The organism is Natrinema altunense (assembly GCF_000731985.1).
Classification (GTDB): domain Archaea; phylum Halobacteriota; class Halobacteria; order Halobacteriales; family Natrialbaceae; genus Natrinema; species Natrinema altunense.
In genome coordinates this window covers 533,522-559,546 of the sequence record NZ_JNCS01000002.1, presented here as the reverse complement: position 1 = coordinate 559,546, position 26,025 = coordinate 533,522, and the positions used below count along the sequence as shown (strand labels likewise).

Sequence of the window (26,025 nt, the reverse complement as noted above, 5' to 3'; positions counted from 1 at the left end):
CTCGTCGGTCGCGGCCGCGTAGAGTTCGGGCTGTTCGTCCTCGTCGAGGCCGATCGTCTTGATGAACAGCCCCTCGCCCTCGCTGCCGGCGACGGAGCCGTCCGAGAGGAGGCCACAGACATCGTCCTGTAGCATCGAGGCCCCCTCCGGCTCCTCGAGCCAGCAGCCGTGGGAGGTCAGCGTGGATTTGCCGGTCGCGGACAGTCCCATGAAGACCTGGCCGACGGTGCGGAGGTCGCCGTCAGCGTCGCGGACGCGGACGCGCTTGCTGCCCGCGTGGAGCCCGAGACCGCCCTGTTGTTTGATCCGGTACATGAACAGCCGGAGGAACGACTTCTTGGCCTCGCCGGTGTAGTCGCTGCCGAGGACGGCGGTGAACCCGGTGTCGGGAAGCACGCGGATCGCGGTCTCGTCGTGGTCGGGAAGCTGGACGGTGTAGAGATCGGGGTCTCGCCCGTCCGACGGCTCGAAGAGCTTCGCCCACGCGTAGGCGATGCGGGCGTGCTCGACGGGAACGAAGAGCCGACAGCAGAAACTCGCCTCCGGATGGCGCCCCATCAGTCGGTCGACGCAGAGCAGTTCGATGTCGTCGGTACTGTCGACGGCCTCGTCGATCAGTGCGTGATCGCGGTCGGTGAACTCGTCGTCGACGGCGTTCTTCGTCCGATCGGCGCTCCGCGAACGGAACTCGCTGACGTACGACGGCGATCCGAACTCGGTGGTCGTCTCGTCGGGCGCGGCGAGTTCGCGCAGTTCCTCGAGCGACGGATCGTACCGGACGTTCGGCGCTGTGGCTGGGTCCGGGAGCTGTCGGACCAGCGGACGGGACTCCATCCCGGTTTCAGACATACACGTGATGCACCACTGTCCTGATGCATAAGCATGGAGGTTTCTATCCGCTGTGTGGTACGACATACCCAACTACGATGATTAAAATCTCGTTTGTGCCACTGTAATGGTCCCGAAACGGTGTTTCACCACTCAAACGAAAATAGTTCGTAATCGGAGGTGTGTCAATAGGTACTCGAGTAAGAAATAATTCTAATCGGCGGCGGGCGGACGGGACGGCATTCGGCCGGACTCGAACCACGGTTCCATACTCGAGGTTTGTGGGGATCGATGCTCGGGCGACGCCGTTGACCCGGTTTTCACATCTGGTACGTCGGCGGCGGTGCAGCCGTCGTCGGGTCCGCGCTGATCGCGGTCGCAGTGGGACTCGCTCGCACATGACCGGACCGATGGCTCGACTCCCTCGCACGACGACGGTGTCGCTCGAGCCGAGACACTATCTCGCACTGACCGACGCCGGGTGTGGCTAGTCGCGGATCGGATCGACGTTTCGCATCTCGCCCCCGCACTGCTGACAGGTGCTGAGGAGCGCGTCCCCGACTGTCTCCCGCCGACCACACTGGACGCAGACGTACTCGCGTTGCTCCTCGAGTGTCATGAGTGTCCATACACAACAGAGTATGTTAACTCTTTGCACAGTGGTCGGCCGTCGAGTCCGATGGCGGTAGTGAGTCGAGTTCGGGAGCGGTCGCTCGAGTCCCTATCGATTCCGACCCCGTTGGTCCGTTCCGAAGCGGCGGACTCAGTTCTCGGACACGACCGGATACCGATGTCGCGTTCCGGAAGCGAGATGGCTGTCGGGTTGACGGTAGAAACCGAATCAACGACACGCATGCATATGGCCTTATATGCCATATTACTTGTAATAGTTCCTAACGGGCGGGACTTATATGATAGTTCCTGATAGATTCGAGCACAATGGCGACGAACACGACGACCGACTGGATCGATCCGATCACCTGTCCGTTCTGCGGCGACGAACTCGCATCCCCGGGAGCTGGGTTCGTCGACCACATCGACGACAACACCGACTGCGAAGACGGATTCGATCAGTGGCGACAGAACATCGCCGGCGACCTCGCCGGCGAATGGTCGGGCTAATGGCCGCTCCGCGTCGTGTTTCGGACCGCGACCGACTCGAGTCGCGTTGCCCGGTCGAACCGGTGACGTGCCGATCGCGTTTTTCCTCGGTGTGACTTCGCCGTCGCGGGGGCGACGACGCAACTCGCGACTCCCGGCTTCGAGACCGGACTCGTCCGTGACTGGCTGGTGACGATCGCGATCAGTAGATTGCGTGCGACTATTTTGGACGTATGGGCAATTATAAAACGCATTTCTCCCGTAGAATTACCTATATCGTCCCACAACTGCTTCAGCATAACGCTTTTTCGTGCTATTTCCTAACTCAAGGCATGGTCTACGCCGACCCGTATACGCCCGACCGATCGTACTACGAATGCCGGAACTGCGGGTATCGGGAGACGGCCGACTCGCTCGGCACCTGCCCGGAATGCGGCGGGCGGACGCGCAACCTCGCGGTTCCGCGGGATTGACTCCCGACGGCCAGCCGGTGGAACGGCGAGACGTGGTTCGATGACTCGGTCCGTCGCGGCGCAGGCCTCACGCTCCGCTCTCGAGGAGCGAGGAGCGGGCTCACTCGAAGTCGGGCAGGTCCTCCGGCGGTTCGTACTCGGCCTCCCAGTCGACGTACTCCTCCTTGAGCGTGACCGAGACGATCTGGCCGAACTCGGTGAGTTCGGCGTTGATCGAGGAGACCGTCCCCCAGGTATCGAGGCCGGGATGGTACTCTCGAGCCTGCCAGTCCTCCGGAATGCCGGGCGCGTGATACCCGACGCGGTCGGCGAAGTCGTCCCAAAAGAAGTCAAAGCCCGCGAAGAGATCGAGGTCGCGAGCGATGTCGTACTCGGCCGCCTCGAGGTCCGTGTCCGCGCGCCACTCGTCGAACGCCTCCATCCACGCGCCGTCCTCGAGGAACGCCTGGAGTTCCTCGCGACGGTAGTCGATCTCCGCGGTCCCGTCGGCGCTAATGGTCGCGTCCTCGTACTCGTTCGGATCGACGAACTCCAGTTCCGGCGGCTCGGGGGGCTCGACCTCGAGTGTCATGGGCGGTCGTAGGTCGGGTTCCCGGATAAGAATTCCCTCCGGTAGTCGGGGCGGCCGAACGGCGAGTCGGCCGGATCAGCGATCGTCGAGGCCGAGCCCCTTTCGCGAGCGACGGCGTTGGTTCCGTCGAGTTGCCGGCATCATCCGCCGTCGGCCGTCGGGGGTGCGATCCAAACACTCAATCGCCGACCAGCCGTACTGTCGAGCGATGACTGACTACGAGGCGGTGATCCTCGATGTCGACGGGACGATCGTCCGCGGCGAGGCGTTGCTCCCCGGCGTCACCGACGGACTGCGCGCACTCGAGGCGGCGGGCTGTTCGCGGCTGCTCTTTTCGAACAATCCGACGCGGGGAGCCGACCACTACGGCGGGAAACTCGCGCCCCACGGGATCGACGTCGATCCCGGCAGCGTTCTCACGTCGGCGACGGTGTCGGCGGAGTACCTCGCGGCGACCCACCCCGACGAGTCGGTCTACCTCGTCGGCGGGGAGCGACTCCGGGCCATCCTCGCCGACGCGGCCGTCGACCTGACGACGGATCCCGACGCTGCCGAGATCGTGCTCGGCTCGTTCGACAGGAACTTCTCGTTCGGCACGCTCTGGGAGTCCCTGCGGGCGCTCGAGGACGGCGTTCCGTTCTACGGCACCGATCCGGACGCGACGATCCCGGTCGACGACGGCGAGATGCCGGGAACAGGGGCGGTTCTCGCCGCGATGGCGGCCGTCGCCGGCCGCGAGGCGGACGCGATTCTGGGCAAGCCGTCCTCGATCGCGGCCGCGGCGGCGATGGAACGGCTGGACGCGGACCCGCGGAACGTCCTGGTCGTCGGCGACCGACTCGACACGGACATCGCACTCGGCAACCGCGCCGGCATGGAGACGGCCCTCGTGCTCACCGGCGTGACCGACCGCGCGGATCTCGCCGACACCGATACCGAACCCGACCACGTCCTCGAGTCGCTGGCCGCGGTCGAGACGCTGCTCTGAGAGCGACCGGCCGATCGGGACACGCGGGTTGATCGCGAGGCACCCGCGCGCGATGGTGGACGGCGAGCGCTCGAGAGGTATATTTATCCGTAACAGTCACCAAATAGGAGACATGAGAGAACGCATCACAGCGGTGTTGCTCCGTGCGCGATACGCGGCGATCGGCGCAGCGGTCGGCGCAGCCATCGGCGGCCTGTTCAGTCGTAACGCGGCCAGCACCGGTGGCGCGATCGGTGGTCTCGTGGGCGCGACGGTCGCCGATACTCGCGGGACCCTCGAAGGCACGCTCGAGGAGGTCAAGGAACTCGACCCCCGGTCCGACGACCCGAGTACCGACTGAATCGGGTTCGAGCCGCCCCGTTCGGCCGGTTTCGATTCTCCGCGGTGTGACGGACGGCTATCGCAGCCGCTGTAACAAAGGTGTGAACCGACCGTGAGCGGATCGGTCGAGCCGACGTGCCCGTTTCGATCGATAGTACGCTCCGCAAATCGCTGCACACCTGATCGTCCGACGGCTGTGCGATCGGTGTGGAACCCGTTTCAGTTGGGACTGTAGCGCTCGTCTCGCCCCCCGACGGAGTCGGACTCGCCCGCCTCGCCGTCCCGGTCGGTCGTGACTTCGAGGAAGACGTCCTCGAGCGAACGCTCGGAACCGGTTTCGACGCGGTTTGTGAGGTCGTCGGGCGGGCCTTCGGCGACCAGTTCCCCGTCGGAGAGGATGCCGACCGTCTCGGCGACGTCCTCGACGACCGGGAGGATGTGCGTCGAGAGGAAGACGGTCGTTCCGGCCGCGGCCAATTCGGCGATGGCTTCACGGACGGTTCGCACCGCCCGCGGATCGAGCCCGCTGGTCGGCTCGTCGAGGAAGACCACGTCCGGTTCGTGCATGATCGCCTGCATGAGGCCGGTCTTCTGGCGCATTCCCTTCGAATAGGTCACGATTCGGTCGTCGGCGTCCGCCGCGAGATCGAACCGCTCGAGCAGCGTCTCGATGCGGGCCTCGAGTTCGGCCGGGTCCATGTCGCGCAGTCCGCCGTGGTACTCGAGTTGCTCGCGGGCGGTAAGCGCCTCGCGGATCGGCGGCGATTCTGGCAGGTACCCGATGTGATCGATGAGCGACTCACGGTCCGTGATGGGTGCTCCGGCGACGCGTCCGGACCCGCTGGTCGGCGCTACCAGTGCCGTCAACAGTCGGATCGTGGTCGTCTTGCCCGCACCGTTCGGGCCGAGGAACCCGTACACGGTGCCGGACTCGATCGAGAGGCTCAGACCGTCGACGGCGGTCGTATCGCCGTAGGCCTTCGTCAGATCGTCCGTGACGATCGCTGGCTGTTCGTGCATCGTTATCTCGCCGGTGCGTCCGTTCGTCGGTGGTCGGTCGTGTTCGGTGTCATGGGTTCGAAGTCACGTCAATTGATACCGCCGGTATCGCCGCACGGCGATCCGGACGGCACCGCTCGCGATCGCGACGGCGACGAGAGTCGTAAGCAGCAGGGACCCGATCCGAACGGCGGCCGCCGGTGCGCCGATCCCGGCCCCGCTGTCGGACACCGCTGGCATGGTGCCCAGAAACGCGGGCAGCCCCGCGACCGACACGACCGCGAAGAGCACCGCCAGTCTGCGAAACGGTGCCCATCCCCGCTCCGCGTACGCCGGGACGTCGGTGAAGAAGGACGGAACGGGAACGAGACCGTCGTGGTCGACTCCCAGTCCGAGCGCGACGCCGACCGCGGCGGTACACGCACAGATCGCCACGCCGCCGAGGGCGACCGCCAGCGTCTCGAGGAGCGTGGCGGAACTGAACAGCCCGATCGGGACGACGACGGCCGTCACGGTCGGAGCGCCGACGACGAGCGCGGCCAGTAACAGGCCGCTGACGAACTGCCGCCCCCTGATCGTGGTAAAGAGCATCGGCAGGACGCGATACTCGACCCCGATCGGATCGGACCCGAACGCGACGCCGACCGCCACGGCGAGGGCAAACGCGACCAGCAACAACAGCGGGACCCCGACGATCCCGACCACCGGAAAGCCGACTACGCCGACGAACAGCAACACGTACGCCGTATTCAACACGCCGCGGGGAGCGCGCCGTTCGGCGAGCCACCGTTCTCGAGCGACCGTCCGGACGGGCCGCGAGACGGCACCGGCGAGAACACGATCCAACCGCCCGCCATCGACCAGCGGGTGCGATCCGTGGGCCCCGTCGGAGCCGGTCGGCTCGGCCTCCCAGAGCCGGCGAGCGAGGACGGTCGTCCCGCCCGCGAACAGCGCAAGCGAGGGGAGAATCAGCCCGAGGACGGCCAGCCCGCGACGCGCCTCGATGCCCGCCCGTTCCCCGGCACCCAGCAGCGCCAGATCGACGATCCACGCTCCCGACAGGGAACCGACGCCGGCGAGGACGGGGAGTGCCGAGACCAGGGTGCTTCGAAACACGGCGACCACACTGAGTATCGCCGCCCACCCGAACAGCACGAATAGATCCCTGTAGAACCGTCCCCGCGTGAGGCGCGTCCCGACGAGTTGTGTGGCGAGTCGACCCGTAACGCCAACTGCGGCCGCGAGCGCCGCCATCCCGGCGATCGCGATGATAACCGTGAGAGCGACCGCCGGTGATCGCAGTCCGAGCGCGAGACCCCCGGCGACGCCGAGCGTCGGCACAGCGAGCGAGGCGGCGAGTCGCGCGGAGACGAATCCGAGCAAGCCAAGCGCGGGAGCCCTCGCCGGGACGGCCGTGAGGAGCATGTCGGGATCGAGGCGTGAAAACCGCTCGTGTGTCAGCGTGGCGCTTCGCCACACTGCCCACGCGAACGCGACGGCACCGGCGAGCCACAGTTCGGTGACCGGTATCGACTGTCCGGCGGCGAGATCGCGCCCGATCGACCGGCCGGCCGCGCCGAGGGCGGCGGCAACGACGAGGCGGAGTCCGACGAGCAGTCGCCGGTGGATCCGCGACTGACCGGCGTCGCGGCGATGACACCGCCACTCGGTACGGGCGATGCGAACGCTGTGCGCGAGTATTGTCGTGGCGCTCATATCGTCTTCCGTGGTCGACTGCGTTATCGGTCGGGATCCGAGACGACCGGATCGACTCGAGTTCGTCGGTCGGCGATCCGACTGCTCACGATCGGCATGGTTCGGCCAGCGTCTATTAAAATTCCAATGCTTTCGGTCGGGTATCGATCGGCCGTGACCGTCGTTCCGGGCAGCGGTCCTCTCGCTACGCGACGGCCTGCTCGTCGTCCTCGAGCAGCGACTCGAGGGTTTCCAGCGCCCGCAGACAGACTGGGACGTACCCGGTGGCGTAACGCGGGAGTTCGACGGCGACGCGACACCGATCGGAGCCGAGATCGTCGACGCGATGGCCGGTGGCGGGAATCCCCAGCACGCGCCAGGTCCACCGTCGTGACGTACACTCGGTGATTCGAAACGGCAGCCAAGCGCCGGGAATCCGGACCCGGCCGGTCGTCCCCGGCCGCAGTCGGCGGTCCGTCGCCTCGACACCGGTGATGAGCGGCGACCAATCGGGCCACCGAGTCGTGTCGATGAGGGCGTCCCAGGCGTCGGTCGCGGGGACGGACAGGACGTGCGAGACTTCGAGACGGCGGCCGTCCGGCGTTTGCGTGGTCCCGACTCGGGTCATACGTCCGTCTATGCGGGCCGCGATCATGGGGGTTTGGGCCGCCCGTCGAACGATCGGCCGTCGAGACAGTCACGAGCCGCTAGGTTTTACTCGAGCGGCTCCCTCCGTCGGGCTAACGCATGGCGATACTCGAGGTCACCGATCTCCGGAAGGTCTACGGCGGGTTCACCGCGGTCGAGGGGAGTTCCTTCGAGATCGAGCGCGGCGAGGTATTTGGCGTCGTCGGTCCCAACGGCGCGGGCAAGACGACGACGCTGAAGATGCTGGCCGGGTTGATCGAACCCACCGCGGGCACCGCCGTCGTCGCCGGTCACACCCCGGGCGACGCCGAGATGCAGCGGCAACTCGGCTTTCTCCCCGAGGAGTCCCCGCTCTACGAGGAGATGACCGCGACCGGCTACCTCGAGTTCTTCGCCGATCTCTACGACGTCCCCGGCGACGTGGCTCGGGAGCGGATTCACGACTCCCTGGACCGGCTCGACCTCGAGCACCGCGACCGACGGATCGGCAACATGTCGAAGGGGATGCAGCGCAAGGTCGCGATCGCGCGGGCGCTGGTGAACGATCCGGACGTGTTGATCTTCGACGAACCGGCGTCGGGGCTGGACCCGCTGACGACCAACTACATCATCGAGTTCACCCGCGAACTGAGCGACGAGGGGAAGACGATCGTCTTCAGCGCCCACAACCTCTTTCACGTCGAGAGTATCTGCGACCGAATCGTCATCATGAACGATGGGCGGATCGTCGCCCGCGGCACGCTCGAGGAGATCCGGGCGGCCCACGGCGGCACCGAGTACCACGTCTACGCGACCGCCGACGGCAGCGACGGGCTCCCGGACGGCCGCGATCCGATCGAGGTCACCCGCGAGAACGGACAGGTCAGTCACCTCGTCGCCGACATGAGCGCCGTCGAGGCCGTCCAAGACGCCGTCGAGGCTGACGGGGGCCGCGTGACCGACATCCAGACGCAGACGCCGAGCCTCGAGGAGATCTTCCTCGACGTCGCGAGCGAGCCGACCGCGGAGGGGGAGTCGTGAGCGACGGCCGCCTCCGCGCGCTCGCCGAGCGATCTGGACGGACCTGTCGCCGCCTCCGCGAGGCCATCGCTCGCACGGGCCGGATCGCCCGCTGGGAAGTCCGCCGGAGCGCGGGCACCGTCGATCGAAAGACGGTGATCGCCCTCGTCGTGATGCTGCTCGCGGTCGGGACCGCTGGGTTCTCCGCCACCGACGACGGACTCGGCCTCGAGCGCGAGATCTACGTCGTCGGCGTCGACGAGGGGAGTCGGTACTACGACGTCGCCGCCGACAGCGAGCAGTTCCGGCCGGTTCCGCTCGCGGACGTTATCGCCGAGCACGACGGCGCGACGAACGGCGACGACATCGTCGTCCGCGGCGACGCGACCGTCGATGTCGTGGTAACTCGAGACGGCCGCATCGGCCACGTCGGTGAAAACGGGGCGGCCGCCTACGACGAGTTTCGCACCGCCATCGAGACGTACAACGCGAACCTGATGGCCGACGAGGAGGATCACGCGGCCGCGTATCCGGTGCACGTCACGCTCGAGTATCGGGATCGCGATCGCCCCAGATCACCCGCGTCGGGAGCCGACGACGGTGACGAGTCCGGTGAGGGGACGGGGGCTGTCGACGGCTCGAGCGAGACCGGTGACGGTGAGAGCGCTGCCGACGATACCGGCGGTGACGAGCCCCTACAGGTGCCGGCCATCGGTGGGGGCGGCTCGGCGTCGTCGACGGGAACGCCAGGCTCGATCGCGCCGCCGTTTCCATTCACGTCGCTCGTCCTCGCGTTCCTGTTCGTCGTGCCGATGAACTTCGTCATTCAGGCCTACGGGAGCACGATCATGGACGAACGGGTCAAGCGGCGGGGCGAACTGCTGTTGGTCTCGCCGGCCTCGCGCTCCGAGATCGTCGCTGGCAAGACGTTGCCGTACCTGCTCGGGCTCGCGGGCGTCGTCGTCGCGATCGCGCTGGCGATCGACGGCGGCCCGGTCGCGGTCGCAGCGGCGCTGCCGATCGCCCTGCTCTTCCTGGCGGCGGCGTTCGTTGGCGCGATGTTCGCCCGGTCGTTCAAGGAACTCACGTTCGTGACGGTCACGATCAGCGTCGTGCTGACGACCTACACGTTCGTGCCGGCGATCTTCACCGACGTGACCTCGATCGCGTTGATCTCGCCGCTGACGCTGGTCGTGATGGATCTCCAGAACGAGTCAGTTCGGCTCGGGGAGTACCTGTTCTCGACCGGTCCGTTCTACCTCAGCGCGGCCGTCTGCTTCCTGCTGGGGATCGGCGTCTACCGCGAGGAGGACATGTTCGCCCAGAAGCCGATCCCGGCGAAAATCCTCGACGCGATCGCGAACCGGGTCCGCGGCCCGTGGAGTATCCCGCTGCTATCGATCCTCTTTCTCCCCTTCGTCTTCGCCAGTCAACTCCTCTCGGTCGCGCTGTTGTTCGCCGTTCCGCAGTCGGTCGCCATCCCGGTGGTCGTCCTCGTCGCCGCGTCGGTCGAGGAGATCGCAAAGAGCATCCACGTCTACGCCGGCGTAACCCGCTCGCGGTTCGACGCGACGCTGCGGACGGCCGTCGTGGTGGGTGCGCTTTCGGGGAGCGGGTTCTTCGTCGGCGAGAAACTCACTCACGTCGTCCAGTTCGTCGGGCTCCCGGACCTGGCCGTCGGTACCGCCGCCTTCGGCCCGGCCGTCTCGAGCGAGCCGCTGATACTCGGGGCCGTCTTCCTCGCGCCGCTGGCCTTGCACGTCGGGACGGCCGTCTGCTCGGCAGTCGGCGCGAGCCGCGGTCGGGCCGGCTACGCCCTCGGCCTCCTCACGGCGGTGCTCGTTCACGTGGCCTACAACCTGGGGGTGTTCGTCCTTGTCGCGTGATCGCGATCCCGGACGGACGCGGGACTCGAGCCGCCGAGGGCCGAACCCTCCGACCCGACCGGACGACGGGGCCGACTCGGGCTCGACGTGGGGCGCGCGGTGGGCGATCGCCCGCCGCGAGTTGCGGTCGCTGCGATCCGAGAAGACGATCCTCCTGGCGCTCGCCATCCAGCTGTTCATCGCGGCGTTTTCCTCGTTTCTGGTCGTCGGGCTCGTCTCGCTGTACGATCCCGGGTCGATCGACGGCGACCGGACCGAGATCGCCGTCACCGGCAACGACACCGAGACGATCCTCGCGGTCGCAAACGAGCAAGCGGGGGTCACCGCCCGACGCTACGACGACCCCGAGCGAGCCCACGAAGCGTTCGACCTCCGGAGGGTGTCCGCCGTCGTCGAGGCCAACAGGAACGACGACGGCCGGCTCAGCGTCAGGGTTACTGCCCCCGAAGGGGACCTGCAGACGAGCGTGCTCGTCGTCCAGCTTCGGGAGACCCTGACTGATGTCGAACGCATCGAGCGCCAGCGCAACGCCGACGCGGGCCGGCTCGAGCGGTCGCCCCTGCCGCTGCCGTCGTCGACCCAGGCCAGCCCGTACGTCGGCTTCACCTACACGATCCTGCTGCCGCTGCTGTGCTTCCTCCCGGTGTTCATCAGCGGGTCGATCGCCGTCGACTCGCTGATCGAGGAGCGCCAGCGAGGGACGCTCGAACTGCTCCGGGTCGCGCCGCTCTCGCTCGCGGACGTGATCGACGCGAAGCTGCAGGCGCTCGCAGTGTTGGCACCGCTGCAGGTAATCGTCTGGCTCCTCTTGCTCGCGGGCAACGGGACGACGATCGCGGCCCCGATCGCACTGGTCGCGCTGGTCGCCGCGCTCTCGCTGCTCGTCGTCACCGCGGGGATCGGGATCGCGCTGTGGGCCCCCGATCGGCGGCAGGCCCAGTTGCTCTACTCCACGGGGACCGTCGGCGCGTTGGTCGCCGCGACGGTGTTACCCGAACACCCTGCGAACACAGTCGCGAAGTTCGCGATCGGCAATCCGACGGCGACGACGTGGGGCCTGCTCGTCGGCTACTGCCTGCTCGCCGTCGGCGCGTTCGCCGCGCTCAGGCGGGTCATCGGTCGCCTCGAGCCGGACTCGCTCTAGGGCGCGGAGCCGTCGTGGTCCCGACAGGCGGCCGTCGTTCTCCCGACGGGTGCTGGAAGACGACGCGACGGCAGAGATCCGAAGCGCTTAGTCTTTCTAGACGTGCGTCCCTGTTAATGAGCAATCCCGATCAAGAGCGACCGGACCGTGACCCCCCCAACCGGGAGTCGCGGGCTCGTGAGCCGCCCGAACAGGAACAGGTCCGAGAAGCGGTCGAGCGGTCCAGAAGCGGCGCTCCGGCCGTCGGTGCGGTCGTGCGCGACCGGTTCTCCTCCGACGAGATCTTCCAGCGGATCGTCGCGGCCGCCGACGAGGAGGTCACCTCGGGGGGTCGCGAACTGTTCTTCAGCGGCCTCGCGGCCGGCTTCGCCATCACGATCACGTTCCTGCTGTATGCCACGCTGACCGCCTCGACCGACGGTCACCCGATACTGAGCAAGTTGTTGTATCCGCTGGGGTTCATCTACATCATCATCGGCGGCTACCAACTCTACACCGAGAACACGCTGCCGCCGGTCGCGCTGACCCTAGAACGGCTTGCCAGCATTCCCGCGCTGCTTCGACACTGGTCGATCGTCCTCGCGGGCAACTTCGCCGGCGGCGCGCTCGGCGCGCTCGCGCTCTCCTACGGCGGCGTCTTCGACGACGAGTCAGCGACCGCCGCGATGGGACTTGCTCGACACGGCATCCAAACGTCGTGGTGGACGCTGTTCTCGAAGGCGGCGTTCGCGGGCCTGATCGTCGCCGGCGTCGTCTGGATCGTCTACGCCTCTCGCGATACGATCTCGCGGCTGGTCGTCGTCTACATGGCCTTCCTCGCGATCCCGCTCGGCGACCTGTTCCACGTCGTCGTCTCCTTTACCGAGATGCTGTACCTGGTCTTCGCCGGTGACCTGCACGTGTTCGTCGGCATGACCGAGTTCGTTCTCCCGGTCCTGCTGGGGAACACCATCGGCGGAATCGTCCTCGTGACGGTCGTCAACTACTTCCAGACCAGCGAACACCGCCTCGAGTCGGCCCGGTTCGAGGGGGCTGACCGCCAGCTTTCGATTCCGGAGTGGCTGTTCGGCAGCTACGCCGGTCGCTCGTACGTGCCGCTGATCGATACCGCGGAGCCCCACCACAGCGAGAACGGCGATTATCGGGTTCTCGTTCCGATCGCTAACCCCCGCACGGAGTCGACGATCGTCGATCTAGCCTGTCGGCTCGCCAGCGGGCACGAGAACGCGACGGTCCACGCGGTCCACATCGTCAAGATGCCGGGCCGGTCGTCGATGCGGTACGGTGCGGGACAGACCGAGCGGATCGTCTCCGAGTCCGAGGACCGCATGGAGACCGTCAGGCAGCGTGCGGCCTCCTACGACGTCGACTTCGAGACGTCGACGGTCGTCTCCCACCGCTCGTTCGAGGACGTCTTCGACACCGCACAGCGGGAACGGGCCGATCTCGTGGTGCTGGGCTGGGGTGACGACCGGCCGTGGGGCCAGGGACGCGCCGAGGGGCGGATAAACGAACTGACCAGCAACCTCCCCTGTGACTTCCTCATCCTCAAGGACCGAGGCCTGGATACCTCCCGGATTCTGCTCCCGACCGCCGGCGGCCCGGACTCGGACTTGAGCGCCGAGGTCGCACGCACGCTTCGGGATCACTCCGGGGCCGAAATCACGCTGCAACACGTCGTCGCCAGTCCCGACGACCGGGAGCGCGGCGAGGAGTTCCTCGCCGAGTGGGCCGCCGAACGCGACCTCGAGGACGCCGAACTCGTGGTCGACGACTCCGGCGACGTCGAACACGCGATCTGCCGACAGTCTCGAGACCACTCGCTCGTCCTCATCGGCGCGACCGAGGAGGGCGTGATCTCGCGGCTGATGAGCGACTCGCTGCACATGGATGTCGTCAACGAGGTCGACAGTTCGGTCCTGTTGGCCGAACGGCCCAGCGAACGCACCGTCATTCAGCGGCTGTTCGGTCACTGGTAGCCGGGCCCGGTCTCGGTCCGCGAGTGATTGTCTTTTTGTTACCTCCTTCGAAAACGACCGGACATGGGTCATCGGAGTTACGTTGCCGTCGAACTCGCTGAGGGGGCCGATCCCGACCCGGTCGTGGACGCTCTGGCGGGCGACGACACCCGGTTGAGCGGAGCCGACCGCTACGACGACGTGCTGACGTTCAGCGGGATGGAAGGACCGGTTTCGACGCTCGATCGTTTGCTCACCACCGTCGATGACGCCCTCGAGCGGGCGGTGCTCGTGATCAACCACGATGGCGGGCGGGGTGAGATGATCGGCAGATACTACGAGAACGGGGCGGACGGCTTCGGGGCGGTCGAGGAGCTGCGAACCGACTTCCGGTGGGAGCCGGGCGCGTACTTCGACTACTTCGCCGCAAAGTACGGGATACATGCCGCCGTCTGACGACGGCCCGTCGCTGGAGACGCTCGCTGCACGGGTCGCCGAGACACCGCCAGCGGACCGCCGTGGACCGGCCCTGGAACTCGCCAAGCGGCGGCTCGAGACCGTCCTTCCGTCCCAGTCGACGGCACTCACGGACGACACCATCGACCGACTGCTTCCTCATCTCGATGATCCAGACCCGGCCGTTCGGAGCGCAGTGCTCCTCGTGTTGCGAAACGCGATGTACTTGCAGCTACAGGGGACCGAGACGGCGCTTTCCGAGTACCCACCGGAAGCGCTCGCGGACCGACTGCTCGAGCGGATCGACGACGAACACTGGGCCGTCAGACAGGCGGTACTCGTGCCGAGGTATCTGCACCCGATACTCGCAGCGACGTTCGAGGACGACGCCGACGTCGACGTGGACACCGACGCACTGTCGGCGTCCGCGTCGTGGCTGGCGGACCGCCTGTTCCAGCGGCTCGTGGACCCAGTGCCGGTGATTCGCAAGCGAACCAGCGCGCTCTTCTTCGAACTCGAGGACGCGTCGACGGTCGTGCTCGCCCACCCAGATCCGGACCGCGCGGTGACGACGCTGGTCGAGACGCTGACGGACCCAGCCGATACCGTCTTCAACAGAGGCGATGCCTGTGAGCCGAGGAACGCGGCAATAGAGACGCTCGTCGAACTGGTGGCGCATCGTCCCGGCTTGATCTTACCCCACCTCGAGACGATGCTCACCCACCTCACCGGCGACAACGGATACCTTCGATTTCAGATCGTCAAGTTGAGCATCGGCCTCCTCGAACAGGGGGAAATCGGGTGCGAGGCGATAGCCGACGACGTCATCGACGCACTGGAACACGGGTGCTATCCGTTGCGGACCGCGGAGACGATGCAGTTGCTCGTCTCGGTCGCTCTCACACGCCCGGACGTGATCGACGACGTTGCGTCGACGCTCCGGTCCGAACTCGCGGCGAACGATTCCAGACGGTCGTACGCGCAGCACGCCGCCGCGGCGGACGCGCTCGGCAGACTCGTCCGCGAGAGCGAGCAGTCGTTCGGGTCGGTCGAAGAGACGGTGGCCGAACGAACCGGTGATCAGTCGCTCTTCGACGCGGGTATCGATCCGCTGGTACCACTCGCCGAGGATCACCCGGCGTTCGTCGCCGACGCCCTCACGAACGGCTACGAGGCGTTACGAGAGGAGGATATGTACGATGGACGGTTCGACAAAGAGTTACTCGTCTCGGTCGCCGACCGCAACCCGGCGGCGGCCGAGCCCGTACTCGCCGATCTCGTTGACGGAGCGAACGTGCACAACGTCCGGCGGCTACTGGCGAACGTTTCGGAGGCGCATCCGACGCTGGTCGCCGAAATCGTTCCGGACCTGCTCGAGACCGTGGAGACGACACCGCCGATTCCGCGAACCGTGTGTCAAGTTCTCGCTACAACCGCCGAGATCGGCGTCCGAATCCCCGACGAACTCGTCGCAGCCGTCACGGAAAGCGTCGGGCCGATCGGGAACACGCCGGCATACAACGGCAATCGACGATACTGGGCCGTCCGGGCGCTGGTTACGCTTTCCGAGCGAAATCACGATGCCGTTCCCGAACGTATCGAGCCGTTCGTCGAGGCCTATCGAGACGGCCAACTCGACGACGTCGTCGATCCGCTCGAGCTGCCAGCCGCGAGGGAAGCAGGGTGGGAACCCGTCGCCGACGCGTCCGAGCGATAACCGCGTCCACCCTGTCGACAGGTCGCAGTCACCATCGTGCCGGCGTCTCGCCCGACCTGCGTCGAACACGGAGGGCAGACCGTCGAAGCGCTCGTGCCCGCCGAGTCAGTTCCGATGGCCGGACACAAGCTGTAGACGTTCCTCGAGGCCGCTACCGTCGCGTTACTCCCGCGAGCAGAACGCCTCGGTCGTATCGATGCCGAGTAAGTAGTTCCCGCCACAGAACCGGGTCATCGCGTTGAACAGCAAACCGGCCGCCGCGATGCCTGTCGCGACGGCGGTCCCGCGGCGGCCGGCGACGAGTGCCGCGACGGTAACCGCAAGCAACCAGAGTCCCAGGACGCTCCTGACGATTCGATCCAGTCCACCGACGTTCCGTTCCATACTCGATCGCAGGGACCGAACGCAGTAATGAGTACAGCCGAATCGCTCGGGCGGATTTATATAGCAAGCCGAACCACCCGATCTCAGGCGGTCTGCGTCCGGCCCAGTTATTTTAACGCCTAATACGAACGACAGATCATGAAACGCGTCCGTATAACCCTCCGTCCGCAGGGCGACTACGCACCGCCGATATACGAACGCCTCGCAGGCGGGACACGCTACCTCGAGCGGGCCGCGATCGTTAACTGGAACGTGTCGGCCCCGCCGACGGCGTTTCTGTTCCGACTCGAGGGAGAGTACGAGCGCTTCGATCGCGTGCTCGACGAGAGCGAGATGGTTTCGGACTACGAACTACTACCGATCACCGACCGGGAGTGTTACTGCTTCTTCGAGGGAACAGTCTCGCCGGCCGCGCGCTCGTTGTTCGAGACGTTCACCAACGGGAGTCTGATGACGGTTCCGCCCATCGAGTGCAACGCGGACGGAAGTACCACGTACACGATCATCGGGACGGAGGCGGAGGTCCAGGCCGCAGTCGACGGGGTTCCCGACGCGGTCGGCGTGACCGTCGAAGCGGTCGGCGGAACGCGTGTTGCCGCCGATAGCGTCGTCGGTCGGCTCTCACCCCGACAGCGGGACGCGGTCGAAACCGCCCTCGAACTCGGCTATTACGACGTGCCGCGCAAGGCGACGAGCGAAGACGTTGCCGAGGAACTGGGTTGTGCGACCGCGACCGCAGCGGAGCACCTCCAGAAAGCCGAATCGGCTGTGATGGAGTCGCTCTTCCGGTCGTGACTTCGGGAGCGTCTCCACGGTCTCGACGGGGTCGTCCTCGGTTTCTCACGGGTACAGTCGGACGTCTGCCTCGAGCAGTTCGAAGACACGGATGCCGTTGTCCCACTCGCCGCGAACGTCGACCATTCGGAACGCATAGGTCCCGGCCGACGGTCACCCGGTCGGCTCGCGAGCCGTCCGGCTCTCGAGAGGTCTGCCTCGGCCGCGGTGTCCCACGTCGCTCGAGCGGCGTGGCTCACATCGCGAGCGCGAGCGAGACGAGGAGCCCACCGTGCCAGACGACGGTCGCGGCCGCGTACCCCGGCTCGGTCGTCGGGACCGGCGGATTGCGGACGAGCGCCTCCCAGAGGAAGACGGTCGCTAGGAGCGCCCCGCCGAGGAGCCCGTAGCGAACGGCGATCGCGGGATGGAGCCCGACGGCCGCGCCGAGCAGCAGCGACGCGACCATTCCGCCGAGCAGGCGACCGTAGTAGTCCATGTCCCTACGGGGGACTACGGGATCCAGCGGCAAACCTCTTGAGTCGATTCCGACTCGCACGGAGTCGGGCTCCGGTTCTACGTGCACGTAGAACGGGGGTGTTACCTACTCCCTCGCCGCGATCCCCCACTCCTCCTGCCGGTACGCCATCTCCCAGAACCGGTACTCGAGGCGCGCGCTCGTGAGGAACGCTGCCTCCATCGCCGGATACTGATCGGGATGGCGGTCGCCGCACCGATCGACGAACGCCCGCAACCAGTCGACGACCTCGCGGAACTCGTCGCTCGTGTACTTCTCGATGAAGGGCGTGTACCGGTGGTCCGCCGCGGGTGCCAGGTCGGCCATGTGATCGGCGATATCGAGATAGCCCTGTCCGCAGGGGTAGATCGCGGCCGCGATTTCCGGCAGCGTCCCCTCGTAGGCGGTTCGCAACAGGAAGTTGGTGTAGGCGACGCAGGTCGGCGCTTTGTCGACCGACTCGAGAGCCCCCCGAGAGAGCCCGTACTCGGCGGCGAACGCGCGGTGGAGGTCCAACTCCTCGGCGAGCGTCGTGTGGGCGATGTCGAACAGTCGGGTCATCGTTTCCTCGTCGCGGGCCGTCGCGCCCGCGAGAGCGAACACGCGGGCGTAGTCGAGCAGGTAGCGGTAATCCTGTCGCACCCAGGTCAGAAAGGCGTCTTCGTCGAGCGTTCCGTCCGCGAGCTCCGTGACGAACGGGTGGCGTTTCTGTGCGTCCCAGATGTCCGCGCCCGCGTCGAGGAGTCGATCGCTGGTTGCCATGGTCGCCCGAGAGTACGGCCCCGACGCTAATATTACTGGCCAATACAATCGCGTGATCGGCCGCAGTGTGAACCTCTCGAACCGAAGCGAAATCGATCGGGAGCGTCCCGGGGCGGCGTCAGGAGAGCCGCGCGGCGATGTCCGCCTCGGTGATGATCCCGACGGTTTCGCCGGCTTCGGTAATCATCACGGCTTTGTAGTGCTCGAGCAGATTGCTGATCTCGTCCAGCGTCGCGTCCTTCGAAACGGTCGGGAAACTCTCGCTCATGTGTTTCTCGATGGACTCGTCGCGATCCTCGGAGTCGAGGTGGACGAGGTCGCTCTGGCTGATCGACCCCACGGGGATGCCGTCCTGAATGACTGCCAGTTGCGAGTAGGCCTCCTCTTCCATCCGCTGGGCGGCCTCGCTGACGGGGTCGTCGGGGGCGACGCTGACGACGTCCTCGTTCATCAGGTCCGCCGCACGGATGACGTCGCTTTCGGCCTTCTCCAGGGCGTTGACGATCCGTCGGAGCGTCGACAGCCGCGGGTCTACGTCGCCGCCTTCGATCCGCGCGATCAGCGGCTGGGAGACGTCGGCCGTGTCCGCGAGTTCGCTCTGCGTGAGCCCGAGTTCGGTACGGCGCTGCCGGAGATCAGCGGGCGTCGGGAGTTCCATACGAATGGATAACCACGGGTTATAGAAAGTACTTTGGGTTACATTCCATCCGGGACCCACCCGGCGAGCCGATGGGGACACGTCGTCCCCGCTCGCAGGGCCGCCACTCGAGAACCACACCGCGAGCCGGCCCGGGCGTCCGGACGGGAGAGAACAGTCCGCGATGCGACGTGTGCCCGGTGGTTCTACTCGTCCTCCGCTTCGGTTTCGACGATGTCGACGACCGACAGCGGCACGTCGCGCAGCGCCCCGCCGACTTCGCTCTTCGCGATTCGAGAGGCGTGTTCTTCGCTGTCGGCGTTGAAGACCTCCATCTCGAGTGCGAGGCCGACTAACGCGGTATCGGCCGCGATGAAGGCCGAATCGAACGGCTCCCCACAGGCCGGACAGCCCGTCGCGCCGACCTCGACTTCGACGTAGTCCATGTCTTCGCTGTTGAGTCGCTTCCCGGCTTCGCTGACGGCGACGCCGATCGCGTCGTCGATCGCATCGACGTCACGAACGAGCCATGCCGCTTCCATCGCGACGAGATAATTGCCCATATGCTCCGGTCGGTCCGGGGGGTTTCCTGCTTTGCGGTTCGTCCGCGCCAGCGTTCGCTCACACCACCCCCGGAATCGCAGCGCGCACGTCAGTCGGATGATTCCCATAACTTACGAGAAATCACCGGATCAACTGCCACCGACATACCCGTGGATCGACTCGAGTACGCCTCGAGTTGTCTCCCCAGCAAGCACGGTTTAATCGCAAGCGGGCATCGACCCAAAAACGAATTAACGATCATTATGATATCTCTTTTTCAAGAAGGCTTATATATACCCTCCGTCTGGGCATCGATGAACGCTGATGATATCCCGCGCGTACCACGCGACCCTGTTCGCCCTGTACCAACTGTGCATTATGGTCGGCATCGTCGCGATGCCGCTCGCGATCGCCGCCCGCCAGGCCGGCATCACCCTGCCGGTCCACCGCGTCCTCGAGAACGTCGAGGGGGCCTACGAAGCCGCACAGCGCTGATCGACCGCCCGACGCTGACTGGTTTTCCCGCACGCCGATCGCCGATCCGCAGGAGCCGACGCTGCGGTCCGACTCGCCGCTCGAGCCGCCGCTCCTCGCAGTCGGTGAAAGCGGAAACGGCAGTGGTGACCGCCGGTGTTTTATACCGTCCCGGTCGTAGAGTTCGATCAATGCGTACGCCCACACACGACTCCGACTTCTCTCGGACGGTCGACCAGTTGGCCGACGATCCGAACCCCTACGAGCCGGAGGTCGGATCGATGCCCCAGAACGACCTGACGCAGGCCGATCTGGACAACGTCAACAAGACCGGGACGACGACGATCGGCATCTCCACCGCCGACGGCGTCATCATCGCGACGGACATGCGCGCCAGTCTCGGCGGGCGGTTCGTCTCGAACAAGAACGTCCAGAAGGTCGAACAGATCCACCCGACCGCCGCGCTCACGCTGGTCGGCAGCGTCGGCGGTGCCCAGTCGTTCATCTCGACGCTCCGTGCCGAGGTCAACCTCTACGAGGCCCGACGCGGGGAAGGAATGAGCATCGACGCGCTGGCGACGCTCGCGGGTAACTTCGCCCGCGGCGGCCCGTTCTTCGCCATCCACCCCATCCTCGGCGGCGTCGACGACGAGGGCAGCCACGTCTACAGCATCGACCCCGCCGGCGGCGTCATGGAAGACGACTACACCGTCACCGGCAGCGGGATGCAACTGGCCTACGGCCACCTCGAGCAGGCCTACGAACCGGACATGTCCAACGAGGAAGCCAAGACCGTCGCTGCACGGGGCATCAAGTCCGCCGTCGAGCGCGACACCGGCTCCGGGAACGGCGTCTTCCTCGCGGAGATCACCGACGAGGGCGTCGACATCCACGGGCACCACGATTTCGACGACGTCCTCTAAACCGGCCGACGCGGGCGGCTTTTCCGAGTTCGACGAATGAAGAGCGGTCGCACCGTCGCTTCGCATCGACTCACGCCAGTCCCGATCGCACGAGTCCCGTGCGATCGGCGCGCATTGTCACGTTCGCTATCGGGCCGGTCGGAACGGGCCGCTCTCCGTTCCGGCAGGTGAGTGGCTGCTCACCGGCTGTCGGAAACGGCCCACGACAAACAGACGCAGTCAGTCGAGTCGCGGCGACTGCTCGAGTCGGGCCTCGACCAGCGGGGACGCCTCGAGTTGGACCGCACGTCCCGTCTCGCTCGAGCGGTAGATCGCGTCGATCACGCGCTGGACGGTCAGCGCCTCCGCGACGGTGTTCGTCTCCGGGACGCTGGCCGTCGCGATCGCCTCGAGGAACTGTTCGTCCTGTTCGGCGTAGCCGGTGACGGCCGAGTCGCCGGTCATGGCGACGTCGGCGTAGTGATCACAGCCCGTGGTTCCGGCCTCGAGAATCCGGAGTTCGGTGTCGCCGATGTCGAACTGGGCACCGGATCGCGTGCCGCGCACGCGGAAGTCCATGCTCTCCTCGCGGTTCGTCGCCCACGCGGCCTCGAGCGAGATCGTCTGTCCGTCCGCTGTGCGGATGAAGGCGCTGACGGAATCGTCGACCTCGTAGGCCTCGGCCTCCGCGTCCCAGTTGTCGCCGAACCCGTCGGGGTCGGCGTACTCCTCGCTGGTACCGAACGTCGTCCGGGTGACGCCGCTGACTTCGACGACGTCGGGGAAGTCAAGCGCGTACAGCGCGAGATCCAGCGCGTGAACGCCGATGTCGAGCAGGGCACCGCCGCCCGCGAGTTCGGGATCGGTGAACCACGACCCGGGCCCGGGGACCCCGCGCCGGCGAACGTAGTTCGCCTCGACGTGGGTCAGATCGCCGAACCGGCCGCGAGCGTGCTGTTCGTCGAACATGGCCATCGACGCCGCGTGCCGGTTGTGAAAGCCGACCATACAGATGCCGTCCGAACGGGCCGCCGTCTCGGCGATCCGTTCCGCGCTCTCGAGCGTGTGTGCGAGGGGCTTTTCGACGAGGACGTCCAGTCCCGCCTCGAGAGCCGTGACGGTGATCGGTTCGTGGAACCGGTTGGGCGTCGTCACGATGACGGCATCGACCGCGTCGTCGTCGACGAGTTCCTCGTGGGTCTCGTAGGTCCGCGCGCCGAACTCGCCGGCGAATCGATCGCGTTGCTCCGGAACGAGATCCACGCCCGCGACGATCTCAGCGCCGAGGTCACGGATGCTTCGCGCGTGGAGATTGCCCATGCCGCCGAGGCCGACGATACCGACCCCGATCCCGTCGCCGATCATGTCCAACCCCGCGATTTCGTCGGAGTAGCGATGGCAGTAAAGCGAGAAACCAGCCATTTCGCTATCGGTTGCGTTCGATTCCGGTCCATACGGAGAAGGAGTGGGCGACCGAAATAAGGGTTGTGACCGATTAATCTGTACAATCATTTCGTATTTCAGGATCTAGTATACTGTTCCCAACCTCTATGGCGACTTAATTCGAAAGTATGAATTTCAAGTTAGCAAGACTGTCTCCGGTTTCCCGCTCGGCGCTGTCGACCCGGTCACGTGCTGACCGGATCGGTCGGCCCCTTTCCGTTGGCCCGACCGAACTATAAGTCGCTCGCAGGTGGAGGGACTCGCCATGGCCGACGTCACGATCTGGAACGAGTTCCGCCACGAACGCGAAGACGACGCGGTCGCGGCCGTCTACCCGGACGGCATTCACGCCCCCATCGCCGACGCGCTCGCCGACGACCACGCGGTCCGAACCGCGACGCTCGACGACCCCGAGCACGGTCTCACCGCGGGAGTTCTCGACGCAACGGACGTTCTGCTGTGGTGGGGACACGAGGCCCACGACGAGGTCCGAGACGCGGTCGTCGATCGGGTCCACGAGCGCGTGCTCGAGGGCATGGGACTGATCCCGCTTCACTCGAGCCACTACTCGAAGATATTCAAGCGACTCATGGGAACGTCCTGTCGCTTGCAGTACCGCGAAGACGGGGGAACCGAGCGGCTGTGGGTCGTCGATCCCGGCCACCCGATCGCCGACGGACTCGACGAATCTATCGAACTCCCCGAATCGGAGATGTACGGCGAGCCGTTCGACATCCCAGAGCCCGACCGGCAGGTGTTCGTCAGCTGGTTCGAGGGCGGGGAGGTGTTCCGAAGCGGCTGCTGTTACCGGCGCGGCAACGGCCGGATCTTCTACTTCCGCCCGGGCCACGAGACGTATCCCATCTACGAGCACGACGACATTCGGCGGGTGCTCCGCAACGCGGTCGACTGGGCCGCCCCGACCGAGGGCTCGCCGCGGACGTTCGGAGAACGGGAGTAACGGTCCGACTCACCCGCTTCGTTGCGTCTCGACCAGTTCGACGACGACCTCGAGATCGACGCCGGTCGCCGACTCCAAGCGCTCGCGAACGTCGGTGGCGAAGTCATCGGGGAGTTGCTCGCCCGGCGGTCGTTCGACGAGGACGGTAACCATCGGTTCAGCGCCGGTGTAGACGTCGACGAGTTCGTAGTCGACGGCGAGTTCCCGGAACTGGAGGGCAGCGCCGTCGGCCAGTCGTTCCTCGCTCATCGTCTCGAGTTCGGTCCGGACGTCGTGTTCGACCGCCGCAGTTCGGTACGTCCCGTAAGTGACGCCGCCGAGAACGGCGGTGAGGATGGCGATCGCGACGAAGAGGACGACGATTCGTGAACGCAGTCGCCCGTAGGCGCGTTCGATGTCCGCGGTCCGGTGCGGTCGGTAGCCCGAGAGCCACAACAGGAGCAACGCCGCGAAATTGATCGAGAGCATGTTGACCAACACGAGCGTGCCGGCGGTGAGTACGACCTCCGGACGACCCCAGGCGATCCCGAGTCCCGCGGTGGCCGCCGGCGGAACGAGCGCGACGGCGATCGCTACCCCGACGAGAACCGACCCGACGTTGCGAGTGAGGCTGACGACTGCGGCCACGCCGGAACCCAACGCGAGAAACAACGCGAGGAGATTAGGCGTGATCCGCTCGTGGATCTGGGGTACCGTCGTGATGTCGAACCCAGGCGGGAGCAGTATCGTCCCCCTGAGTGCCCAGCCGATCACTGCCGCCGTCGCGATCGAGACCACGAGTCCAACTCCCTGGAGTACGACGCCCCGCGTCGCGAGCTGTTCGTCGTCGACGACGACACCGACGCTTGCCGACAGCGCCGGCCCCATCAGCGGTGCGACGACCATCGCACCGATGATCGTCGCCGCGGAATCGAGCAACAATCCCGCCGTCGCGATCGCCGTACTCACGACGAGCAGGCTGAAATAGGTCGAGACGGCCGGTGCGAGGTCGACCGCTCGCGACCGGAGCTCTTCTCGAGAGATCCGCGTGCCCGACACCCGAGTAGACAGGGCATCGGCTCGCTCCGAGACGATCGTCTCCGCGGCGGTGACGACCGTATACGAGCGTTCGTCGAGCCCGGCGGCTCGAAAGTCTGCCAACAGCCCCTCCACGGCCGGCGGCGGAACGGGAATCGAAACGAGGGCCTCGAACTCGCCGCGGTCCGTATCCCGTGAGACGGTGTAGTCGACGCCAGCTTCCTCGGCCGCCTCGAGAACGAGGTCCAACTCGCCTCGCGGCACGAATACCTGAACGAGACGCATACGGCCAGTACATCCGAGACCGGCATAGGCTGTTGCCACACGACGGCGACTGTCAGGTCCGGCGACCGCTTCGAGCGGTCTCGGCCGACACCGGTGGGGGGCTCAAAACTCCTGTCGGCCCTCGTCCGTAATCACGCTCTCGAGCAGGTCGACCGGCGTCGCGTCGTAGGCGGGGTTCTCGATGGCGAACCCGTCGGCCGGCTCGGGCAGCACCTCGCTGCTCGGCCGGTACTCGTTCTCGAAGACGAACCCCTCGCTGACGATTTTCGAGGCCGATCCCAGGACAGTAACCGGAACGTCGAGTCGCGCGGCCGTCGACGCGATCGGGAACGTCCCGACGCGGTTGTACAGCGTCTCGTCGACGATACAGTCCATCCCGACGACGACCCGATCGCACTCCTCGAGGACGAGTCCGTGCGCGTTGTCGGTGATCAGCGTCGTCTCGACCCCGTCGAACTCGGCGAAGGTGCGGGCCGTCTTGCGCCCGATGTATCGGGGCCGCGCCTCCGTGACGTAGACATCGAACGTCTTGCCGGCGTCGGTCGCCTGCTCGAGGGCCTCGACCACCGTCGAGGAGTAGTCGTGGGTCAGGAGGGTCGCACCGTCCTCGAGTACCGTCGCGGCGTTTTCGGCGGCCAGTCGTTTGCCGGACTCGATCCGCGAGACAACCGCGTCGATCCGCTCGCTGGTGAGTCGCTGGGCCGCCTCCACGCTGTCCGGATCGGCCTCGGTCACGTCGTCGACGACCTCCCGGACGGCGTTCTGCAGCGAAGCGTGCGAGGGGTTCGCCCGCCGCAGGACGGACCCGTTGCGCTCGAGGGCGCGCGTGTACTCCTCGACAGTCGCGAACTCCCGCCCGACCAGTTCCTCGAGGGCCTGGGTCGCGTGGACCGCGACCACCGAGGAACTGTGCGTCTGCATTTCACGGATTTCCTCGGCCGTCTCGTCGATCATACTCCGATGGTTTTCGGTCAGCGCAAAAGGTGTTCCGGGTGCCCTCAGCCGTCCCGTCGCAGACCTATCACCCAGTCGTCGTCACGCGGTCCCGGTGGACCGAAACCGCGCCGCGGCCCGGTGCCAGGACGACCCGGCACCGAGTCGTCGACGATTTCACCGCTGCCCGCAGGCTTACGTCCTCGAGTCCCCTAGTCCCGCCGATGACCGTCACCGTCCGGTACACGTGTCCACACTGCGGAGCCGTCGTGAGCGTCGAACGCCGACCGGACCTCGCGGACCGATCCGTGACCACACTGCCCCAGCCGGGATGGGAGTACGCCGGCCCCGACGAGGAGTTCGAGGCGGTCGACGGGATCGAGTTCCACTGTGGCGAGGACGGCACCGTCACCGATCTCGAGGGCACCCCCATCGAGGGCTGCGGCCGGCCGTTCTACCTCAACTTCGTCCGGTACGAGCAGGGGGTCGAACTCGAGCCGGAGCCGCCGACCTACGGCGGGCCGCGGTTCGATTTCAGTTCGTGAGTCCGGGCCTGGAGCCGACGCGAACCGGCGCACTTCACTCGCGGTCGCCGCACGCGCCGGCCCG

At 66.4% G+C, this 26,025-nt stretch carries 29 protein-coding genes; 15 read left to right on the top strand and 14 right to left on the bottom strand.

Going from position 1 to position 26,025, the window contains the following annotated elements; all coding sequences use genetic code 11:
- Window positions 1-849: phosphoenolpyruvate carboxykinase (ATP) (locus ALTAJ2_RS06890; RefSeq protein ID WP_144240222.1), on the bottom strand; the 849-nt coding region annotated here is incomplete at its 3' end.
- A gap of 466 nt (window positions 850-1,315) precedes the next feature.
- Window positions 1,316-1,447, bottom strand: coding sequence for a rubrerythrin-like domain-containing protein (locus tag ALTAJ2_RS19115; protein WP_007108515.1), 132 nt, complete (start codon window positions 1,445-1,447; stop codon window positions 1,316-1,318).
- Between the two features lie 320 nt (window positions 1,448-1,767).
- Between ALTAJ2_RS19115 and ALTAJ2_RS06885 the strand changes: the two genes are divergently transcribed.
- Window positions 1,768-1,950, top strand: a complete 183-nt coding sequence (locus ALTAJ2_RS06885) for a DUF7501 family protein (RefSeq protein ID WP_006187265.1) — start codon at window positions 1,768-1,770, stop codon at window positions 1,948-1,950.
- Window positions 1,951-2,261: 311 nt separating this feature from the next.
- Entirely contained in the window at window positions 2,262-2,402 is a 141-nt protein-coding gene (locus ALTAJ2_RS19110) for a rubrerythrin-like domain-containing protein (protein WP_007108514.1), read from the top strand.
- Between the two features lie 100 nt (window positions 2,403-2,502).
- Here ALTAJ2_RS19110 and ALTAJ2_RS06880 read toward each other — a convergent pair whose 3' ends face one another.
- Window positions 2,503-2,973 carry a hypothetical protein gene (locus ALTAJ2_RS06880; RefSeq protein ID WP_007108513.1) on the bottom strand — a complete coding sequence of 157 codons (471 nt, stop codon included), beginning with the start codon at window positions 2,971-2,973 and terminating at the stop codon, window positions 2,503-2,505.
- A 208-nt stretch (window positions 2,974-3,181) separates the two neighbouring features.
- Between ALTAJ2_RS06880 and ALTAJ2_RS06875 the strand changes: the two genes are divergently transcribed.
- Window positions 3,182-3,961: an HAD-IIA family hydrolase gene (locus ALTAJ2_RS06875; protein WP_007108512.1), complete on the top strand. Its 780-nt coding sequence runs from the start codon at window positions 3,182-3,184 to the stop codon at window positions 3,959-3,961.
- Between the two features lie 112 nt (window positions 3,962-4,073).
- A complete protein-coding gene (locus ALTAJ2_RS06870; RefSeq protein WP_007108511.1) occupies window positions 4,074-4,301 on the top strand; it encodes a hypothetical protein in 228 nt (75 codons plus the stop codon).
- A gap of 200 nt (window positions 4,302-4,501) precedes the next feature.
- Here ALTAJ2_RS06870 and ALTAJ2_RS06865 read toward each other — a convergent pair whose 3' ends face one another.
- The 3 genes from ALTAJ2_RS06865 to ALTAJ2_RS06855 all read right to left on the bottom strand — a co-directional run bounded on the left by ALTAJ2_RS06865 (window position 4,502) and on the right by ALTAJ2_RS06855 (window position 7,604).
- A complete protein-coding gene (locus ALTAJ2_RS06865; RefSeq protein WP_007108510.1) occupies window positions 4,502-5,302 on the bottom strand; it encodes an ABC transporter ATP-binding protein in 801 nt (266 codons plus the stop codon).
- A 63-nt stretch (window positions 5,303-5,365) separates the two neighbouring features.
- Window positions 5,366-6,997, bottom strand: coding sequence for a hypothetical protein (locus ALTAJ2_RS06860; RefSeq protein ID WP_007108509.1), 1,632 nt, complete (start codon window positions 6,995-6,997; stop codon window positions 5,366-5,368).
- Between the two features lie 184 nt (window positions 6,998-7,181).
- A complete protein-coding gene (locus ALTAJ2_RS06855) occupies window positions 7,182-7,604 on the bottom strand; it encodes an SRPBCC family protein (protein ID WP_049900022.1) in 423 nt (140 codons plus the stop codon).
- 119 nt (window positions 7,605-7,723) lie between these two features.
- On the opposite strand from ALTAJ2_RS06855, the gene ALTAJ2_RS06850 reads away from it, so the two are divergent.
- The 6 genes from ALTAJ2_RS06850 (at window position 7,724) to ALTAJ2_RS06825 (ending at window position 15,784) form a co-directional block, all read left to right on the top strand.
- Entirely contained in the window at window positions 7,724-8,644 is a 921-nt protein-coding gene (locus ALTAJ2_RS06850; protein WP_007108507.1) for an ABC transporter ATP-binding protein, read from the top strand.
- Window positions 8,641-10,509: an ABC transporter permease family protein gene (locus tag ALTAJ2_RS06845; RefSeq protein WP_007108506.1), complete on the top strand. Its 1,869-nt coding sequence runs from the start codon at window positions 8,641-8,643 to the stop codon at window positions 10,507-10,509. Before ALTAJ2_RS06850 ends, ALTAJ2_RS06845 begins: the two co-directional genes overlap by 4 nt.
- On the top strand, window positions 10,499-11,653 hold the full coding sequence (locus ALTAJ2_RS06840; RefSeq protein WP_007108505.1) for an ABC transporter permease: 1,155 nt from the start codon (window positions 10,499-10,501) through the stop codon (window positions 11,651-11,653). The genes ALTAJ2_RS06845 and ALTAJ2_RS06840 overlap by 11 nt, the downstream gene beginning before the upstream one ends.
- A gap of 116 nt (window positions 11,654-11,769) precedes the next feature.
- Complete coding sequence (locus ALTAJ2_RS06835; protein WP_007108504.1) at window positions 11,770-13,632, top strand: formate/nitrite transporter family protein; 1,863 nt, start codon at window positions 11,770-11,772, stop codon at window positions 13,630-13,632.
- 63 nt (window positions 13,633-13,695) lie between these two features.
- On the top strand, window positions 13,696-14,067 hold the full coding sequence (locus ALTAJ2_RS06830) for a hypothetical protein (RefSeq protein WP_007108503.1): 372 nt from the start codon (window positions 13,696-13,698) through the stop codon (window positions 14,065-14,067).
- A complete protein-coding gene (locus ALTAJ2_RS06825) occupies window positions 14,054-15,784 on the top strand; it encodes a hypothetical protein (protein ID WP_007108502.1) in 1,731 nt (576 codons plus the stop codon). The genes ALTAJ2_RS06830 and ALTAJ2_RS06825 overlap by 14 nt, the downstream gene beginning before the upstream one ends.
- A 162-nt stretch (window positions 15,785-15,946) precedes the next feature.
- On the opposite strand, the gene ALTAJ2_RS06820 is transcribed toward ALTAJ2_RS06825, so the two are convergent.
- A complete protein-coding gene (locus ALTAJ2_RS06820) occupies window positions 15,947-16,168 on the bottom strand; it encodes a YgaP family membrane protein (protein WP_007108501.1) in 222 nt (73 codons plus the stop codon).
- A gap of 138 nt (window positions 16,169-16,306) precedes the next feature.
- Between ALTAJ2_RS06820 and ALTAJ2_RS06815 the strand changes: the two genes are divergently transcribed.
- Window positions 16,307-16,963, top strand: coding sequence for a helix-turn-helix domain-containing protein (locus ALTAJ2_RS06815; protein WP_007108500.1), 657 nt, complete (start codon window positions 16,307-16,309; stop codon window positions 16,961-16,963).
- Window positions 16,964-17,198: 235 nt separating this feature from the next.
- Here the strand turns inward: ALTAJ2_RS06815 and ALTAJ2_RS06810 are convergent, their stop codons facing one another.
- The 4 genes from ALTAJ2_RS06810 to ALTAJ2_RS06795 form a co-directional block, all read right to left on the bottom strand.
- The gene (locus ALTAJ2_RS06810; RefSeq protein WP_007108499.1) at window positions 17,199-17,441 is read right to left on the bottom strand and encodes a hypothetical protein; all 243 of its coding nucleotides are present in this window, start codon (window positions 17,439-17,441) and stop codon (window positions 17,199-17,201) included.
- A gap of 105 nt (window positions 17,442-17,546) precedes the next feature.
- Complete coding sequence (gene tenA / locus ALTAJ2_RS06805) at window positions 17,547-18,221, bottom strand: thiaminase II (protein ID WP_007108498.1); 675 nt, start codon at window positions 18,219-18,221, stop codon at window positions 17,547-17,549.
- A gap of 118 nt (window positions 18,222-18,339) precedes the next feature.
- Window positions 18,340-18,879, bottom strand: a complete 540-nt coding sequence (locus tag ALTAJ2_RS06800) for a CBS domain-containing protein (protein WP_006186776.1) — start codon at window positions 18,877-18,879, stop codon at window positions 18,340-18,342.
- A gap of 185 nt (window positions 18,880-19,064) precedes the next feature.
- Window positions 19,065-19,421 carry a DUF555 domain-containing protein gene (locus ALTAJ2_RS06795; RefSeq protein ID WP_007108497.1) on the bottom strand — a complete coding sequence of 119 codons (357 nt, stop codon included), beginning with the start codon at window positions 19,419-19,421 and terminating at the stop codon, window positions 19,065-19,067.
- Window positions 19,422-19,725: 304 nt separating this feature from the next.
- Between ALTAJ2_RS06795 and ALTAJ2_RS19625 the strand changes: the two genes are divergently transcribed.
- Both ALTAJ2_RS19625 and psmB read left to right on the top strand, forming a co-directional pair.
- On the top strand, window positions 19,726-19,896 hold the full coding sequence (locus ALTAJ2_RS19625; protein ID WP_007108496.1) for a hypothetical protein: 171 nt from the start codon (window positions 19,726-19,728) through the stop codon (window positions 19,894-19,896).
- A gap of 170 nt (window positions 19,897-20,066) precedes the next feature.
- The gene (psmB, locus tag ALTAJ2_RS06790) at window positions 20,067-20,798 is read left to right on the top strand and encodes an archaeal proteasome endopeptidase complex subunit beta (protein ID WP_007108495.1); all 732 of its coding nucleotides are present in this window, start codon (window positions 20,067-20,069) and stop codon (window positions 20,796-20,798) included.
- A 219-nt stretch (window positions 20,799-21,017) separates the two neighbouring features.
- Here psmB and ALTAJ2_RS06785 read toward each other — a convergent pair whose 3' ends face one another.
- Window positions 21,018-22,142, bottom strand: a complete 1,125-nt coding sequence (locus ALTAJ2_RS06785; protein ID WP_049900019.1) for a Gfo/Idh/MocA family protein — start codon at window positions 22,140-22,142, stop codon at window positions 21,018-21,020.
- Between the two features lie 343 nt (window positions 22,143-22,485).
- On the opposite strand from ALTAJ2_RS06785, the gene ALTAJ2_RS06780 reads away from it, so the two are divergent.
- Window positions 22,486-23,181, top strand: coding sequence for a ThuA domain-containing protein (locus ALTAJ2_RS06780; RefSeq protein ID WP_049899956.1), 696 nt, complete (start codon window positions 22,486-22,488; stop codon window positions 23,179-23,181).
- A 9-nt stretch (window positions 23,182-23,190) separates the two neighbouring features.
- Here the strand turns inward: ALTAJ2_RS06780 and ALTAJ2_RS06775 are convergent, their stop codons facing one another.
- Both ALTAJ2_RS06775 and ALTAJ2_RS06770 read right to left on the bottom strand, forming a co-directional pair.
- On the bottom strand, window positions 23,191-24,483 hold the full coding sequence (locus ALTAJ2_RS06775) for a TIGR00341 family protein (protein WP_050031440.1): 1,293 nt from the start codon (window positions 24,481-24,483) through the stop codon (window positions 23,191-23,193).
- Window positions 24,484-24,585: 102 nt separating this feature from the next.
- Entirely contained in the window at window positions 24,586-25,437 is an 852-nt protein-coding gene (locus tag ALTAJ2_RS06770) for a translation initiation factor eIF-2B (protein WP_050031439.1), read from the bottom strand.
- Between the two features lie 203 nt (window positions 25,438-25,640).
- Between ALTAJ2_RS06770 and ALTAJ2_RS06765 the strand changes: the two genes are divergently transcribed.
- A complete protein-coding gene (locus ALTAJ2_RS06765) occupies window positions 25,641-25,961 on the top strand; it encodes a hypothetical protein (protein ID WP_007108490.1) in 321 nt (106 codons plus the stop codon).
- The last annotated feature ends 64 nt before the right edge of the window (window positions 25,962-26,025 follow it).

Excerpts from the sequence above, each read along its gene's own strand:
- ALTAJ2_RS19115 (WP_007108515.1), bottom strand. The coding sequence starts at position 1,447 with ATGACACTCGAGGAGCAACGCGAGTACGTCTGCGTCCAGTGTGGTCGG.
- ALTAJ2_RS06885 (WP_006187265.1), top strand. The coding sequence starts at position 1,768 with ATGGCGACGAACACGACGACCGACTGGATCGATCCGATCACCTGTCCG.
- ALTAJ2_RS19110 (WP_007108514.1), top strand. The coding sequence starts at position 2,262 with ATGGTCTACGCCGACCCGTATACGCCCGACCGATCGTACTACGAATGC.
- ALTAJ2_RS06880 (WP_007108513.1), bottom strand. The coding sequence starts at position 2,973 with ATGACACTCGAGGTCGAGCCCCCCGAGCCGCCGGAACTGGAGTTCGTC.
- ALTAJ2_RS06875 (WP_007108512.1), top strand. The coding sequence starts at position 3,182 with ATGACTGACTACGAGGCGGTGATCCTCGATGTCGACGGGACGATCGTC.
- ALTAJ2_RS06870 (WP_007108511.1), top strand. The coding sequence starts at position 4,074 with ATGAGAGAACGCATCACAGCGGTGTTGCTCCGTGCGCGATACGCGGCG.
- ALTAJ2_RS06865 (WP_007108510.1), bottom strand. The coding sequence starts at position 5,302 with ATGCACGAACAGCCAGCGATCGTCACGGACGATCTGACGAAGGCCTAC.
- ALTAJ2_RS06860 (WP_007108509.1), bottom strand. The coding sequence starts at position 6,997 with ATGAGCGCCACGACAATACTCGCGCACAGCGTTCGCATCGCCCGTACC.
- ALTAJ2_RS06855 (WP_049900022.1), bottom strand. The coding sequence starts at position 7,604 with ATGACCCGAGTCGGGACCACGCAAACGCCGGACGGCCGCCGTCTCGAA.
- ALTAJ2_RS06850 (WP_007108507.1), top strand. The coding sequence starts at position 7,724 with ATGGCGATACTCGAGGTCACCGATCTCCGGAAGGTCTACGGCGGGTTC.
- ALTAJ2_RS06835 (WP_007108504.1), top strand. The coding sequence starts at position 11,770 with ATGAGCAATCCCGATCAAGAGCGACCGGACCGTGACCCCCCCAACCGG.
- ALTAJ2_RS06830 (WP_007108503.1), top strand. The coding sequence starts at position 13,696 with ATGGGTCATCGGAGTTACGTTGCCGTCGAACTCGCTGAGGGGGCCGAT.
- ALTAJ2_RS06825 (WP_007108502.1), top strand. The coding sequence starts at position 14,054 with ATGCCGCCGTCTGACGACGGCCCGTCGCTGGAGACGCTCGCTGCACGG.
- ALTAJ2_RS06820 (WP_007108501.1), bottom strand. The coding sequence starts at position 16,168 with ATGGAACGGAACGTCGGTGGACTGGATCGAATCGTCAGGAGCGTCCTG.
- ALTAJ2_RS06815 (WP_007108500.1), top strand. The coding sequence starts at position 16,307 with ATGAAACGCGTCCGTATAACCCTCCGTCCGCAGGGCGACTACGCACCG.
- ALTAJ2_RS06810 (WP_007108499.1), bottom strand. The coding sequence starts at position 17,441 with ATGGACTACTACGGTCGCCTGCTCGGCGGAATGGTCGCGTCGCTGCTG.
- tenA (WP_007108498.1), bottom strand. The coding sequence starts at position 18,221 with ATGGCAACCAGCGATCGACTCCTCGACGCGGGCGCGGACATCTGGGAC.
- ALTAJ2_RS06800 (WP_006186776.1), bottom strand. The coding sequence starts at position 18,879 with ATGGAACTCCCGACGCCCGCTGATCTCCGGCAGCGCCGTACCGAACTC.
- ALTAJ2_RS06795 (WP_007108497.1), bottom strand. The coding sequence starts at position 19,421 with ATGGGCAATTATCTCGTCGCGATGGAAGCGGCATGGCTCGTTCGTGAC.
- ALTAJ2_RS19625 (WP_007108496.1), top strand. The coding sequence starts at position 19,726 with ATGATATCCCGCGCGTACCACGCGACCCTGTTCGCCCTGTACCAACTG.
- psmB (WP_007108495.1), top strand. The coding sequence starts at position 20,067 with ATGCGTACGCCCACACACGACTCCGACTTCTCTCGGACGGTCGACCAG.
- ALTAJ2_RS06785 (WP_049900019.1), bottom strand. The coding sequence starts at position 22,142 with ATGATCGGCGACGGGATCGGGGTCGGTATCGTCGGCCTCGGCGGCATG.
- ALTAJ2_RS06780 (WP_049899956.1), top strand. The coding sequence starts at position 22,486 with ATGGCCGACGTCACGATCTGGAACGAGTTCCGCCACGAACGCGAAGAC.
- ALTAJ2_RS06775 (WP_050031440.1), bottom strand. The coding sequence starts at position 24,483 with ATGCGTCTCGTTCAGGTATTCGTGCCGCGAGGCGAGTTGGACCTCGTT.
- ALTAJ2_RS06770 (WP_050031439.1), bottom strand. The coding sequence starts at position 25,437 with ATGATCGACGAGACGGCCGAGGAAATCCGTGAAATGCAGACGCACAGT.
- ALTAJ2_RS06765 (WP_007108490.1), top strand. The coding sequence starts at position 25,641 with ATGACCGTCACCGTCCGGTACACGTGTCCACACTGCGGAGCCGTCGTG.